This window comes from Arenimonas sp. GDDSR-1, assembly GCF_025980345.1.
In the GTDB taxonomy this organism is placed as follows: domain Bacteria; phylum Pseudomonadota; class Gammaproteobacteria; order Xanthomonadales; family Xanthomonadaceae; genus Arenimonas.
This window is the reverse complement of the sequence record NZ_JAPDUI010000056.1, coordinates 1-12,876: the sequence shown is the minus strand read 5'-3', so window position 1 is coordinate 12,876 and position 12,876 is coordinate 1. Positions and strand designations below refer to the sequence as shown.

Genomic DNA, 12,876 nt, shown 5'->3' with positions numbered 1-12,876 from the left:
GTAAACGCTTCCTGTACTTCAAGACCAAGAAGACCGCCGGCACCTCGGTCGAGATCTATTTCGAGCCGCATTGCCTGCCGCCGGGCAGTTGGCGGCCCGAACATGCCCGCGCCGAAACCGTGAGCGCCTATGGCATCATCGGAAGCCGGATGCACGGCCGCAGCAACACCGACGTCTGGTTCAACCACATGCCTGCGGTACTGGTGCGCGAACACCTCGGCCATGAAATTTTCAATGCTTACTACAAGTTCTGCGTCATCCGCAATCCTTACGACAAAATGGTGTCGCGCTTCTGGTGGAACCTGCGCCATTCCGAAGACGAACGCCTGGCGCTGCTTGCCGCTTTCTTCTTGCCGGCACGAAACGCTTCGCCGATGACCGCGATGTCTACTGCATCGACGGCGAAGCGGCGATGGACCGATTCATCCGCTATGAATGCCTTCATGAAGACCTGCAGGCGGTATGCAGCCATCTTGGCGTGCCTTATGCGCCGGAACGGCTCGGCACCTACAAGGGCGGATTCAATACGCGGACTGAACATTTCTCCGAATACTACGATCTGGCCTCGCGCCAGCGCATTGCATCGGAATTCGATTGGGAAATCGCGCACTTCGGCTACCGTCCGGAATGAAAAACCCCGCCACGCGGCGGGGTTCGGTTTTGGTGGGCCCACTAGGATTTGAACCTAGGACCAAGGGATTATGAGTCCCCTGCTCTAACCGCTGAGCTATAGGCCCGCAGGGCTTACGGATTGTCCGAATCGAGGAACGAGCGCATGATGTCGGCGCGCGAAGGATGGCGCAGCTTGCGCAGGGCCTTGGCTTCGATCTGGCGGATGCGTTCGCGGGTCACGTCGAACTGCTTGCCAACTTCTTCCAGCGTATGGTCGGTGTTCATGTCGATGCCGAAACGCATGCGCAGCACTTTCGCCTCGCGCGGGGTCAGCCCGGCCAGTACGGAATTGACCGCTTCGCGCAGACCGATGTTGGTGGCGTTTTCCATCGGCGACTCGATGTTGCTGTCTTCGATGAAATCGCCCAGATGCGAGTCTTCGTCGTCGCCGATCGGGGTTGCCAGCGAAATCGGTTCCTTGGCGATCTTCATCACCTTGCGGATCTTGTCTTCCGGCATTTCCATGGCCTTGGCCAGTTCTTCCGGCGAGGCTTCGCGGCCCATTTCCTGCAGCATCTGGCGCGAAATGCGGTTGAGCTTGTTGATGGTCTCGATCATGTGCACCGGAATGCGGATGGTGCGCGCCTGGTCGGCGATGGAACGGGTGATGGCCTGGCGGATCCACCAGGTGGCGTAGGTCGAGAACTTGTAGCCGCGCTTGTACTCGAACTTGTCGACCGCCTTCATCAGGCCGATGTTGCCTTCCTGGATCAGGTCGAGGAACTGCAGGCCGCGGTTGGTGTATTTCTTGGCGATCGAGATGACCAGACGCAGGTTGGCCTCGACCATTTCCTTCTTGGCCTTGCGCGCCATTTCCTCGCCGTAGCGCATTTCATCGTTGGCGCGCTTGATTTCGGCCAGCGGCGCGTACAGTTCCTTCTCGATGGCGACCAGGATTTCCTGCTGGGCGATGATGGCGTCCTTGTGTTCGCGGATGCCGGACGACCACTTCTGCTTGCGGCCGATCACGGTTTCAGCCCACTTCAGGTCGGTCTCGCTGCCTTTCCAGGCCTTGATGAAATCCTTGCGCGGCATCTTGGCGGCATCCACCGCCAGCTTCAGCACCGCGGCTTCATGGCGGCGGATTTCGCCGATCACTTCGCGCAGGCGGCCGAGCAGGGAATCGGTCTGCACCAGCGGGAATTTCAGGCGCAGCACTTCGTCGGCGATGGCCAGACGCAGTTTCTGCGACTTGCTGTTTTCCAGGCCGTATTTGTCTACGGCCTTGTGGAACTTCGCGGTCAGATCGGCCAGCAGCTCCATGCGGCGCGCCACTTCCAGCGGATCCGGGCCTGTTTCGACCACGGCGGTTTCGCCGTCGGCGTCGTCTTCCACTTCCACCGCTTCCACCGCCGGCGGCAGTTCCGGTTCATCGCCTTCCAGATCGAGGAAGCCGATGACGACTTCGGACAGGCGCTTGCGGCCGGCCTTGTGTTCTTCGTAATCGGCCAGGATCTGCTGGGCGATCCACGGGAAATTGGCCAGGCCGGTATGCAGCTTGTTCAGGCCTTCCTCGATGCGCTTGGCGATGACGATTTCGCCTTCGCGGGTCAGCAGGTCGACCGAACCCATTTCACGCATGTACATGCGCACCGGATCGGTGGTGCGGCCGGCTTCGTTCTCGAGCGAAGACAGCACGGCCACGGCCTCTTCAGCGGCGACCACGTCGACGCTGCTGCCGACGCTGCGGCCCGAGAGCAGGAGCGCTTCGATGTCCGGCGCCGACTCGTGCACCACGATGCCCATGTCGTTGATCATGCCGATGATGTTTTCCATCTCGTCGGCGTCGATCAGGTCTTCCGGCAGATGGTCGTTGACATCGGCCAGGGTCAGATAGCCCTGATCCACGCCCTTGGCGATGAGTTCCTCGATTTCCGATTTGATATTGCGTGGGGTGGTCATATGCGCTCGTCTGGCCAGGGGTGAGGGGGAACCGGCTATTATAACAGATGGCCGGTTTTTCTTAGTAACTTACTGAATCTAAATGGCTTATGTTTCCAACCAGAAGGTCACCGGGCCGTCATTGACCAGGCTGACCTGCATGTCGGCACCGAAGCGGCCGGTGGCCACCGGATCATGCCGGCGCCGGACCGCTTCAACCAAGGCGTTGAAACCGGCCAAGGCCTGTTCCGGGGGGGCGGCCGAGGTAAAACTCGGGCGCAGGCCGGAGCGGGTATCGGCCGCGAGCGTGAACTGGCTGACCAGCAACACCCCGCCGGCCACGGCCTGTACCGAGAGGTTCATCCGGCCTTCGGCATCACTGAACACCCGGTAAGCCAACAGGCGCTCGGCCATGCGTTCAATGGCTGCGTCGGTATCGCCGGGCTGCACCGCCACCAAGGCCAGCAGGCCGGCATCGATGGCACCGATGGTTTCGCCCTGCACCGCCACACTGGCCTGTTTGACGCGCTGGATAAGGGCAATCATGCGTTTTTCGGGCCGGGGTTGCGGTGTGTGTGACAGTTAGACCAAGAGCTTACCGAAAAGTTCCGCCGATGTCCGGAAAAGGGCGAATCCGTTACACTGGCCCGATGACCCGTTTCGCCTGGTTCGGCCACCTTCTGTACAGCTTCGCGATGCTGATCGGCCTGTTGCCGATGGCGGTACTGCGCGCGCTGGGCAGGCTTTTCGGGGGCCTAGCCTACCGACTGGACAGCCGCGAAACCCGCATCGCCCGGCGCAATCTGGCGCTGATCCACCCGGAAATCGACGAGGCCGCACGGGAAACCATGACCGGGGCGCTGATGTGCTCCATGGGCCAGGGCCTGATGGAAACCCTGGCCATTTGGACCCGGCCACGGGCGCGGGTTTTGCGTCTGGTGCAACAGGTCCACGGCGAAGCCCATCTGCAGGCGGCCTTGGCCCAAGGCCGTGGCGTTCTGCTGGCGGTACCGCATTACGGCAACTGGGAGCTGCTGATTGAATTCATGGCGGCCCGCGGCCCGTTCAGTCTGGTTTACAAAGCCTCGGAGAAAGCCGGTCTGGAGCGTTTTCTGCAGAAGGCCCGCAGTGGCGCCAATGTGCAGCTGGTGCCGGCCGAAGCCACCGCCATGCGTCCGCTGCTGCGCGCTCTGCAGAACGGCGAAGTGGTCGGCATCACCCCCGATCAGCAACCACGCAAGGGCGGCGGTGAATTCATTCCCTTCTTCGGTCGCCCCGCGCTGACCCTGAGTCTGATCGCGAAACTGGCGCAACGCACCGGCACGCCGGTATTGTTCGCCTACACCGAACGCCGCGGTGATGGTTTCGATGTGGTGTTCGAGGCCGAGGAACCGGCCTTGCACGATGCCGATCTGGACATCGCACTCACCGCCATGAACCGCCGCGTGCAGGCCATTGCCGAGCGTGACTTCCGGCAGTACCAATGGACCTACAAACGCTTTAGCATCCGTCAGGATCCGAATACGAAGAGCCCGTACAAATGAACAGCACACTGAATAATTTGGATGCCGAAGGCTGGCAGGGTCTGGAGCCGGCGGCAAAACCGCTGATGTTCTGGTTCGGACTGTTGCCGTTCCTGATTCCGGTGGTGCCGGCCACGATTCTGCCGTTGACCCTGATGCCCGGCTGGTCGGGCTTGGCGATTACCCTGCCGGTGGCGGCCTTGGGTCTGTTGCTGGGCATTAGCTTCGGCCGCAACCGCTGGCACTGCACGCGCTGGCGCCTGGATGAGAGCGGCTTCCGCCTGCGCAAAGGCCGCTGGTGGCAGCAGGAAATTTTCATTCCGCGTTCGCGGGTGCAGCATCTGGACATCCACAACGGCCCGATGGAGCGTTCGCGCGGGCTGGCCACGCTGGTGATCCACACCGCCGGCACCGAGAGCCACGCCCTGAAACAGCAAGGCTTCAGCCTGCAGACCGCCACCGATCTGCGCGACGCGCTGATACCGGAACGCCGCCGTGACGACAGCGCCCTCTGAGGCCTTAGCGGCCGGCATTCCCGAACTACGACTGCATCCGCTGTCGTGGCTGTTCGAGCTGTTCAATGTGCTCCGGCAGTTCATCGTACCGATCGTGATTCTGCTGTTTACCGGGCGCGGCGACCGCTACGAACTCTGGGGCCTGCTCGGCGCCGGCATCATGGTGCCGCTGGCGGTGGCGCGTTATTGCAGCTTCCGCTACCGCATCGGCGGCGACCGCATCGTGATCCGCTCCGGCCTGCTGCACAAAACCGTACGCGACATCGCATTCACCCGCATCCAGAACGTGACCCTGCATCAGGGCCTGCTGCACCGGCTGATGAACGTGGCGGAAGTGCGCCTGGAAACCGGCGGCGGCGAAGACAAGGAAGAAGGCCGCATGCGCGTGCTCGGCTTTGCCGAAGCGCAGGCGCTGCAGCGCATCATTCGCAGTTCGGAGCTGCCCGCCGGCACGCCTGATGCCGAAGCACCGGCCGCCGAAGAACAGGTGCTGCTGCAGCTGCCGACCCGGGAACTGCTCAAACTCGGCCTGATTTCCAACAAGGGCATGCTGCTGGTGGCGGCCGGCATCGGCGGCGCCTATCAATTCAACTGGGAACTGCCGCAGGCGCTGTTCGAACAGGTCGGCGGCTGGCTGATGGCGCATCGCGACGATCTGGGCACCGGCGGCCCGGGCACCTATGTGCTGGGCGGCATGCTGGTGCTGCTGGCGGCATTCACCCTGCTGCGCCTGATTTCCATGCTGCAGGCGCTGCTGCATTACCACGGCTTCGTGCTCCGCAGCGATGCGCACCGGCTGTCGATCACCCGCGGCCTGCTCAGCCGTTTCAACGGCTCGCTGCCGCGCACCCGCATCCAGGCCTGGACCCTGCAACAGGGCTGGCTGCAGCGCCGGTTCAAACGCTACGCGCTGCGCGTGGATGCCGCCGCCGGCAGCAACCAGAAACACGAACAGCTGGAATCGCATTGGGCGCTGGCGCCGATTGCCGATGAAGCCGGCATCGCGCACATCATCGGCGCGGTGTTGCCGGCCGGCAGTTGGCCGGTGGCCGAATGGCAGCCGCTGCATCCGAACGCCTGGAAACGGCGGTTCAAAGTACCGGCGTTTTTCCTGTTGCCGGTCACCGCGGTCTGCGTGTTCTGGTTCGGGGTATACGGGCTGTTGCCGCTGCTCGGCATTCCGTGGCTGTATGTGCAGTCGAAAATCTGGGCGCGGCACGCCGGCTATGCGCATGCCAATGGCCTGATTGCGGTGCGCGAAGGCTGGATCGGCAAACACTGGCGCTTTGCGCAAACCCGTAAAGTGCAGGCGGTCTACCTGAAGCAGTCGCCGTTCGACCGCCGGCACGGCATGGCCACGGTGTTCTGCGACACGGTGAATGCTGGCATGAGCGAACCGACACTGGCGGTGCGCTACCTGCCTTTTGACGAGGCCGTGCGCCTACATGATGAAATGGCGGCGGCCATAGCACAGTAAAAGCAACCGCCCCGAAATTTGTTTAAACTGAACTTATCTGCGGCGGCTGCCGCTTAATTCAATCGTTAGGTGGCTTATGGCCAATATTTGGGGCCTGATTACCAAATTATGGTGGCTAGCTTTAGCCGTATTTCCATTTATTTTTTGGCAGCGCATTGGTTCGCTTTACAAAGAAATTGGCTGTGCACGTAATAGCGATTGTTACAACCTAGGCACAATTACAGCCTATCAATTAGAAATCTTAGTGATTGGACTCGCCTTTCTAGTTTGGCCCATATGTTTTTGGAACCTTGGCGGCAAGTGGCTGTTTGAACGATTATTCAAGCAAGCTACCTAACCATTCATTCCAGAAGCCCTAAAACTTGGCTAAACTGAACTTACCCGTAGCAGTTTCGGCTTAATTCAATCGACAGAGCACAAAGTGTCCTTATTCCAAAACAAAAAGTTGAATTTTTGGGGAATTATTAGTTTAGTAGCGCTGATTTTTGCGATGATTTTTGCTTTTGACCCGCCCGCTCGGCATGTTGCATCTTATTCAGGAATTTTGATTGAACCTGTATCCCGTCAACGCCATTCAACATCTACTGCAACGGCTCAGGTTCGTCTTAAATCAGGACAGCTTATAGTTGTTCAGGCAGTAGCTGAGCTATATGGATCTCCTGCTGGTGAACAGGTAAAGATCGAAGAGTACAGATCTCTCATCTTTCAACGCTCCTCATATCTGGCAATACCAAATGTAAGGTGATTAAGGCTTTATCAATTCATTCAAACGGACAGTTTTGTATGTCTTGAGCACTCTTAACTTGCCCGCAACGCCGCTTAATTCAAACGCTATTCCTGCCAGAACGACGGAATGAACAGCACCAGAATGGTGAAGATTTCCAGGCGGCCGACCAGCATGGCGAAACTCATCAGCCAGGTCGAGAAATCGCTGAGCGCGGTGAAGTGCATGGCGTTCAGGCCCAGTGCTGGGCCCATGTTGTTGATGCAGGCCGCCACCGAGGAGAACGCGGTCACGATATCCACGCCGTCGGCGGTGAGCAGCAGGAACAGCACCAGATACACCGTGATGTACAGCGCGCAGAATCCGGCCACCGAAATCACCACGCTTTCCGAAACGCGCTTGCCGCCCATGGTCACCAGGAACTGCGCTTTCGGATGCACCAGCTGCTTCAGTTCGCGGTAACCCTGACGAACCACCATCTGCACGCGCGCCACCTTCATGCCGCCGGCGGTGGAGCCCGAGCAGCCGCCGATGAAGCCGATCATGATCAGCAGGACCGGCAGCATGCCCGGCCAGGTGGTGAATCCGGTGGTGAGGAAGCCCGTGGTGGTGATGTTCGACACCACCTGGAAGGCGCCATGGCGCAGTGACTCGCCGAAACTGCCGAAGGTGCCGGCCGTCCACAGGAACACCGCCACCAGAAGGCTGAAGCCGGCGAGGATGCCGAAGTAGGCGCGCACTTCGCTGCTGGCCTGGTAATGGCTGACCGTGGCGGCGCGCCAGGCATACCAGTGCAGGCTGAAGCTGACGCCGCCGAGCAGCATGAACACGGTGGCGATGCCGTCGAGCAGACCGCTGTTCCAATGGCCGAAGCTGGCATCGTGCGTGGAGAAACCGCCGGTGGCGATGGTGGCCATGGCGTGGTTGACCGCGTCGAACAGATCCATGCCGCCGAACCAGTAGGCCAGCGCGCACAGCACGTTCAGGCCGAGGTAGACGATCCACAGGGTGCGCGCGGTTTCGGCGATGCGCGGAGTCAGTTTGTTGTCCTTCACAGGCCCGGTGCTTTCGGCCTTGAACAGATGCATGCCGCCGATCTTCAGCATCGGCAGCACGGCGATGGCGAGAATCACGATGCCCATGCCGCCGAAGAAGTTGAGCGAGGACCGGAAGAACAGCAGGCTTTTCGGCAGCGTATCCAGGCCGATCAGCATGGTCGCGCCGGTGGTGGTCAGGCCGGAGGTCGACTCGAACACGGCATTGGTGTAGCTCAGCTGCGGCAGCGCCAGATAGAACGGCACGGCGGTCACCAGTCCGGCGATGATCCAGATGCCGGCGGTGATCAGGAAGCCGTCGCGCAGGCGCAGTTCGTAATGGCTGTTGCGGAATACGTACCAGAGCACGGCGCCGGCCGCCAGCGTCGGCAGCATGGCCTGCAGGAACGGCAAGACGGTCGGCTCGTGCCACAGGGCGGCCAGCAGCAGGGACGGCAGGATGATCAGCGACGACAGCGCGGTCACCGCGCCGAACACCCGCAGCATGGCGCCGATGCGGTTGCTCAATGCCAGTCCACTTCTTTGAACAGGGCGATGACCGCCGGCAGGTCGCGCTTGTCGGCGACGAACAGGATGATGTGGTCGCCGGGCTCGATGACCACGTCATGGTGCGCGATCAGCAGTTCATCGCCGCGCACGATGCCGCCGATGGTGGTCGATTCCGGCAGCTCGAGATCGTCGAGTTCGCGTCCGACCACGCGCGAGCTGCGGCGGTCGCCGCGCACCACCACCTCGATGGCCTCGGCGGCACCGCGGCGCAGCGAGTACACGCGCTCCGGCGCGCCTTCGCGGATGTGCGAGAGCAGCGCGCTGAGCGTGACCGACTGCGGACTGATCGCGATGTCGATGGTGCTGCCCTCGACCAGCTCGGCGTAGGACGCGCGGTTGATCAGCGCGACCACGCGCGGGCAGCCCAGACGCTTGGCCAGCATGGCCGAAAGGATGTTGGCCTCGTCGTCATTCGTGAGCGCGCAGTACACGTCGGTCTGGTCGATGTTTTCCTCGCGCAGCAGGTCTTCATCGGCGCAGTCGCCGACCAGCACGATGGTGTTGAGCAGGTCTTCGGCGATGCCGCGGGCGCGGTCCCGCGAGCGCTCGAGCACTTTCACCGAATAGCGTTTTTCCAGCGAGCGCGCCAGACGCCGGCCGATGCCGCCGCCGCCGGAAATGAAGATGCGCTTGGTCAGGCGTTTGTCGGCCGAGCGGAATTCGCTCATCATCGCCTTGATGGCGTTCTGGTGGGCGAGGAAGAACACCTCGTCGCCGGCTTCGATGACGGTGATGCCTTCCGGCTTGACCGCCTTGCCCTTGCGGAAAATGGCGGCCACGCGCACGTCCATGCCCTGCGGCAGATGCCGGCGCAGTTCGCGGATCTCGTGGCCGACCAGGGCGCCGCCATGCAGGGCGCGCACCGCCACCAGCTGGGCACGGCCTTCGGCGAAATCCAGCACCTGCAGCGCGCCGGGCGTGGCGATCAGCCGTTCCACATGCCGGCAGACCAGTTCTTCCGGGCTGATGGCGGCGGTCACCGCGGCTTCGCCGCCGAGTCCCTGCTTGGCCAGGGCCAGATATTCGAGTTCACGCAGGCGCGCCACCCGGGTCGGCGCGTCCGGCTGCTGCGCGGCGATCTGGCAGGCGATGATGTTGACTTCATCGGAAGAGGTGACCGCAACCAGCAGTTCGGCTTCATCCAGTCCGGCCTGGGCGAGAACGCTCGGCAGCGACGCATGGCCGACCACCGCGCGGATGTCGAGCTTTTCGGTCAGCTCGCGCAGGCGCAGGGCGTCGCTGTCGACCACGGTGATGTCGTTCTGGTCTTCCACCGACAGCGCCGCCGCGACCGAGCTGCCGACCTGGCCGGCGCCGAGAATGAGGATTTTCATGCAAACTTCCCTGCGTTCATGGCGACCATGATAACGGAGTCCTCCCCGTTCCGCACCGTTTGTTACACTGACGGCAGCCCGCCCGGAAACCCCGTATGCGCAGTCTGTTCGTCCACATCGGCAGCCACAAAGCCGGAAGCACCGCCTTGCAGGACAGCCTGCTGGCCAACCGCGGCAGCGATGCCGGATTCCGCTACCTGCACCACCCGCGCCTGCGCACGCACTCGGTGCTGGCCGCGATGTACAAACCCTTCGACACGCTGGACCACACCATCCGGCTGCAGATGCCGGACCCCGAAGCGGTGGCGCTGGTCCGCCGGAATTTCTGGCAACGCATTCCAGCGCTGTTTCCGGATGCGGACAACGCCGTATTGTCCTCGGAATACCTGAGCGCGGTCGATGCGGAGGCGGTAAGGCGTTTCCGCGACGATGTCGAAGCCATGGGCTACGGCCGCTTCCGCATCCTGCTCTATGTGCGCGAGGCCGTGTCGCGTTTCGCGTCCGGCATCCAGCAGGCGGTCAAGTTCCGCAATGACGTTCCGCGCATGGATCCGCGCATCCTCTACTTCAATTTCCGCGAACAGATCGAAACGTGGGAGTCGGTCTTCCCGGGCGACGTTGAAGTCCGCGCCTTCGAGCGCCCTCAACTGGCCTCCGGCTGCGTGGTCGCCGATGCCTACGGCCGCATTTCCGAGTTCTTCGGGATCGATGCGCATCCGCAGAAAAGGGTCGATTCGAACCGCTCGATGTCGGCGGAAACGCTGTTCTGTCTTTACAACCTCTACCGCAATCTGGACACCGCGGCGTTCGCGCCGCAACAGGTCCTGATGCAGGGCCGGCTGCACAAGCAGATCGAGGCATTGGTGCAGGAATCGGTGCCGGCACCGATGCGCATCACGGCGCGGCCGACGGTCGCCCGGATGCTGCAGGAGCGCCACAAGGCCGATTACGCCTGGCTGGCCGAAAACTACGGCGTTCGTTTTACCGAGCCGGCGCCGGACCCGGCGGCGGCCGATGCCCCATCGCCGCTTTCCACGCCGACGGTGCTGTCGGAACTGGTGACCGCGCCGGACGCCCGCGTACTGATCCAGCTTCTGGGGAAAATCGGGGCCGAGGCCTTATTCCGCAGGCGCTGAATCCGGACACCCGGTAACCGCATCGACATTCACCAGCCACCAGCTGCGGCGGTTGGCCCTGTCCAGCGCGAGCGTGCCCGGCCCGCCATAGGCGATGCAGGCCAGTTCCTTGTTTTCGTGCACCAGCAGCAGTCGGGTCTGCGGGCTCTGGCGCATCCAGGCCATGCCGCGCGCAAGCTGCACGGCATCGGGTTGGCGGAAGCCGAACTCGGTGACGCGGCCGCGGGCCTGCAGCAGATTCTGCTCTTTCCAGGCCACCATGCCGATCTCCGTGCCCGGTCCGGCCTGCACGAAGGCCTGTTGCATCAGATTGCGCGCCGAACTGCTGGCATCCAGCACCGGATGCGCCACCAGGCCATAGCCGATCCACAATGCGGCGAGACTGATGGCGCTGGCGGTCAGCACGCGCCGCGTGCGCGCCCACATTCCGGCCAACAGGCAGATGCCGCCGCAGACCGCCAGCATCCACCACAGCCAGCGCGCTTCCGCGCCCAGACCGCGCTCATTGATCAGGCTTTCGGCAAAGCCGGCCCGGCCGAACAGGGCGGCGATGCCGAGCCCGGTGAAAGCCAGGCCGAGCGCAAGCACGAATGCCAGCAAGGCGATGCGGAAACCGCGGCGTTCGCTGATGCCCTGCAGATACGGGGCCGCCGCCAGCGCGAAGGCCGGCAGTGCCGGCAGGATGTACATGTCGCGCTTGCCGGAGCTCAGGCTGAAGAACAGCACCACCAGCACGCCCCACAGCAACGGAAACAGCACGCGCAGATCGCGTTCGGCAAACGCCGCGCGCCAGGGTTTCAGCAGCCAGAACCCGCATAGCGAGAACGGCAGCCAGAACAGGGCGATGATTTCGGCGAAATACCAGAACGGTTCGAAATGGTGCCAGGGGTTGGCGTAACGTTCGGCGGTCTGCTTGAACAGGATGTTGTTGAGGTATTCGGCATGTTCCGGATTCCCGGAATTCAGACCCAGATAAACAATGGCCGAAAGCCACAGCACGATCGGCAGCAGGAAACAACCGGCCGCGCCGAGCCAGCGCCAGCCATCGCCATGCCGGGCGGCAGTCATCGGATGGAACTGCCAGCGGCGGTAAGCGGCCAAAGGCAGCAGCGCCAGCAGGGGAAGAAAGCCGACGCCTTTGGTGATCACCCCCAGACCGGCCAGCGCGAACCCGCCGCACAGCAGGCGCCAGTCCCGCGCCAGAAGAACATGCCTTGCGATGCAGTAGAACGAGGCAGTGGTCATCAGCACCAGGGTCGGATCGATCTGGGCACGTTTGAATTGATACACGAACTGGATGGATGCCAACACCGCGACGGCGGCCCACAGACCGGCACGCGGCTGCCACAGGCGCTTGCCCAGATCGTAGACCAGCCAGAGCACCGCCATGCCCGACAGCAGCGACGGCAGCAGGAAACTCCAGCGCCAGCTGCCGATCAAGAAATACGACAGGGCCAGCAGCCAGAAATACACCGGCGGCTTGTCAGGATAGAGCTCGATGCCGCGATGCGGAAACAGCCAGTTCCCGCTTTCCACCATCTGCTTGGCGACCAGCACGAAACGCGGTTCATCGGCCGGCCAGGGATCGCGCAGACCGTAGCCGGCGAACAGCACCACGAACGCGATGGCGAAAAACCACCAAACGGCGTTGGCGGGCAGCGTGGTCGGTGTATTGCGCACTTCGGGCATCGGCGGCCATCTCCGGGATGATCACGGCGCGGTCCGCCGGTGCGCCTAGGATACCGCAGTGGCCGGGTGTTTCCGAGCCGGAATGGCCGGCACTCAGAGGGCGCTGGTGGTTTCGCGCAGGACCAGTTCGGAGCGGATCATCACTTCCATCGGAATGTCCTGCTCTCCACGCAGTTTGGCAATCAGCAGCTGGACCGCTTTCGCCGCCATGGCTTCGATCGGCTGGCGCACCGTGCTCAGGGCCGGCCAGACCTGGCTGGCCAGGGGAATATCATCGAAGCCGACCACCGACAGGTTGCCGGGCACGCTGACCCCGAATTT

General features: G+C 62.5%; 12 protein-coding genes and 1 tRNA gene. 6 read left to right on the top strand and 7 right to left on the bottom strand.

What is annotated here, in order from left to right:
• A partial coding sequence (locus tag Q0W88_RS08720) for a hypothetical protein (RefSeq protein ID WP_297802303.1) occupies positions 1–683 on the top strand: 683 nt, incomplete at its 5' end.
• Here Q0W88_RS08720 and Q0W88_RS08715 read toward each other — a convergent pair.
• The 3 genes from Q0W88_RS08715 to dtd form a co-directional block, all read right to left on the bottom strand.
• Positions 662–737 (bottom strand) — tRNA-Ile (locus tag Q0W88_RS08715). The two genes, Q0W88_RS08720 and Q0W88_RS08715, sit on opposite strands and share 22 nt — an antisense overlap.
• Positions 738–744: 7 nt before the next feature.
• On the bottom strand, positions 745–2,574 hold the full coding sequence (gene rpoD, locus Q0W88_RS08710; RefSeq protein ID WP_297802300.1) for an RNA polymerase sigma factor RpoD: 1,830 nt from the start codon (positions 2,572–2,574) through the stop codon (positions 745–747).
• 87 nt (positions 2,575–2,661) lie between these two features.
• Positions 2,662–3,099, bottom strand: a complete 438-nt coding sequence (dtd, locus tag Q0W88_RS08705) for a D-aminoacyl-tRNA deacylase (protein ID WP_297802297.1) — start codon at positions 3,097–3,099, stop codon at positions 2,662–2,664.
• A gap of 104 nt (positions 3,100–3,203) precedes the next feature.
• Here dtd and Q0W88_RS08700 point away from each other — a divergent pair, with 104 nt between their 5' ends.
• From Q0W88_RS08700 to Q0W88_RS08685, 4 genes are all read left to right on the top strand, one after another.
• Positions 3,204–4,097, top strand: coding sequence for a lipid A biosynthesis lauroyl acyltransferase (locus Q0W88_RS08700; protein ID WP_297802294.1), 894 nt, complete (start codon positions 3,204–3,206; stop codon positions 4,095–4,097).
• Complete coding sequence (locus Q0W88_RS08695) at positions 4,094–4,591, top strand: PH domain-containing protein (protein ID WP_297802291.1); 498 nt, start codon at positions 4,094–4,096, stop codon at positions 4,589–4,591. Before Q0W88_RS08700 ends, Q0W88_RS08695 begins: the two co-directional genes overlap by 4 nt.
• Complete coding sequence (locus Q0W88_RS08690; protein ID WP_297802288.1) at positions 4,572–6,068, top strand: PH domain-containing protein; 1,497 nt, start codon at positions 4,572–4,574, stop codon at positions 6,066–6,068. The genes Q0W88_RS08695 and Q0W88_RS08690 overlap by 20 nt, the downstream gene beginning before the upstream one ends.
• Before the next feature lie 421 nt (positions 6,069–6,489).
• Complete coding sequence (locus tag Q0W88_RS08685) at positions 6,490–6,813, top strand: hypothetical protein (protein ID WP_297802285.1); 324 nt, start codon at positions 6,490–6,492, stop codon at positions 6,811–6,813.
• Positions 6,814–6,899: 86 nt separating this feature from the next.
• On the opposite strand, the gene Q0W88_RS08680 is transcribed toward Q0W88_RS08685, so the two are convergent.
• The gene (locus Q0W88_RS08680; RefSeq protein WP_297802282.1) at positions 6,900–8,354 is read right to left on the bottom strand and encodes a potassium transporter TrkG; all 1,455 of its coding nucleotides are present in this window, start codon (positions 8,352–8,354) and stop codon (positions 6,900–6,902) included.
• Entirely contained in the window at positions 8,351–9,730 is a 1,380-nt protein-coding gene (gene trkA, locus Q0W88_RS08675; protein WP_297802278.1) for a Trk system potassium transporter TrkA, read from the bottom strand. Before trkA ends, Q0W88_RS08680 begins: the two co-directional genes overlap by 4 nt.
• A gap of 95 nt (positions 9,731–9,825) precedes the next feature.
• On the opposite strand from trkA, the gene Q0W88_RS08670 reads away from it, so the two are divergent.
• Positions 9,826–10,866 (top strand): hypothetical protein, encoded by a 1,041-nt coding sequence (locus tag Q0W88_RS08670; protein ID WP_297802274.1) that lies wholly within the window; start codon positions 9,826–9,828, stop codon positions 10,864–10,866.
• Here the strand turns inward: Q0W88_RS08670 and Q0W88_RS08665 are convergent.
• Together Q0W88_RS08665 and Q0W88_RS08660 are read right to left on the bottom strand one after the other, a co-directional pair.
• Positions 10,849–12,555: a glycosyltransferase family 39 protein gene (locus tag Q0W88_RS08665; RefSeq protein ID WP_297802270.1), complete on the bottom strand. Its 1,707-nt coding sequence runs from the start codon at positions 12,553–12,555 to the stop codon at positions 10,849–10,851. The two genes, Q0W88_RS08670 and Q0W88_RS08665, sit on opposite strands and share 18 nt — an antisense overlap.
• A gap of 93 nt (positions 12,556–12,648) precedes the next feature.
• Positions 12,649–12,876: substrate-binding domain-containing protein (locus tag Q0W88_RS08660; protein ID WP_297802268.1), on the bottom strand; the 228-nt coding region annotated here is incomplete at its 5' end.

Excerpts from the sequence above, each read along its gene's own strand:
- rpoD (WP_297802300.1), bottom strand. The coding sequence starts at position 2,574 with ATGACCACCCCACGCAATATCAAATCGGAAATCGAGGAACTCATCGCC.
- dtd (WP_297802297.1), bottom strand. The coding sequence starts at position 3,099 with ATGATTGCCCTTATCCAGCGCGTCAAACAGGCCAGTGTGGCGGTGCAG.
- Q0W88_RS08700 (WP_297802294.1), top strand. The coding sequence starts at position 3,204 with ATGACCCGTTTCGCCTGGTTCGGCCACCTTCTGTACAGCTTCGCGATG.
- Q0W88_RS08695 (WP_297802291.1), top strand. The coding sequence starts at position 4,094 with ATGAACAGCACACTGAATAATTTGGATGCCGAAGGCTGGCAGGGTCTG.
- trkA (WP_297802278.1), bottom strand. The coding sequence starts at position 9,730 with ATGAAAATCCTCATTCTCGGCGCCGGCCAGGTCGGCAGCTCGGTCGCG.
- Q0W88_RS08670 (WP_297802274.1), top strand. The coding sequence starts at position 9,826 with ATGCGCAGTCTGTTCGTCCACATCGGCAGCCACAAAGCCGGAAGCACC.
- Q0W88_RS08665 (WP_297802270.1), bottom strand. The coding sequence starts at position 12,555 with ATGCCCGAAGTGCGCAATACACCGACCACGCTGCCCGCCAACGCCGTT.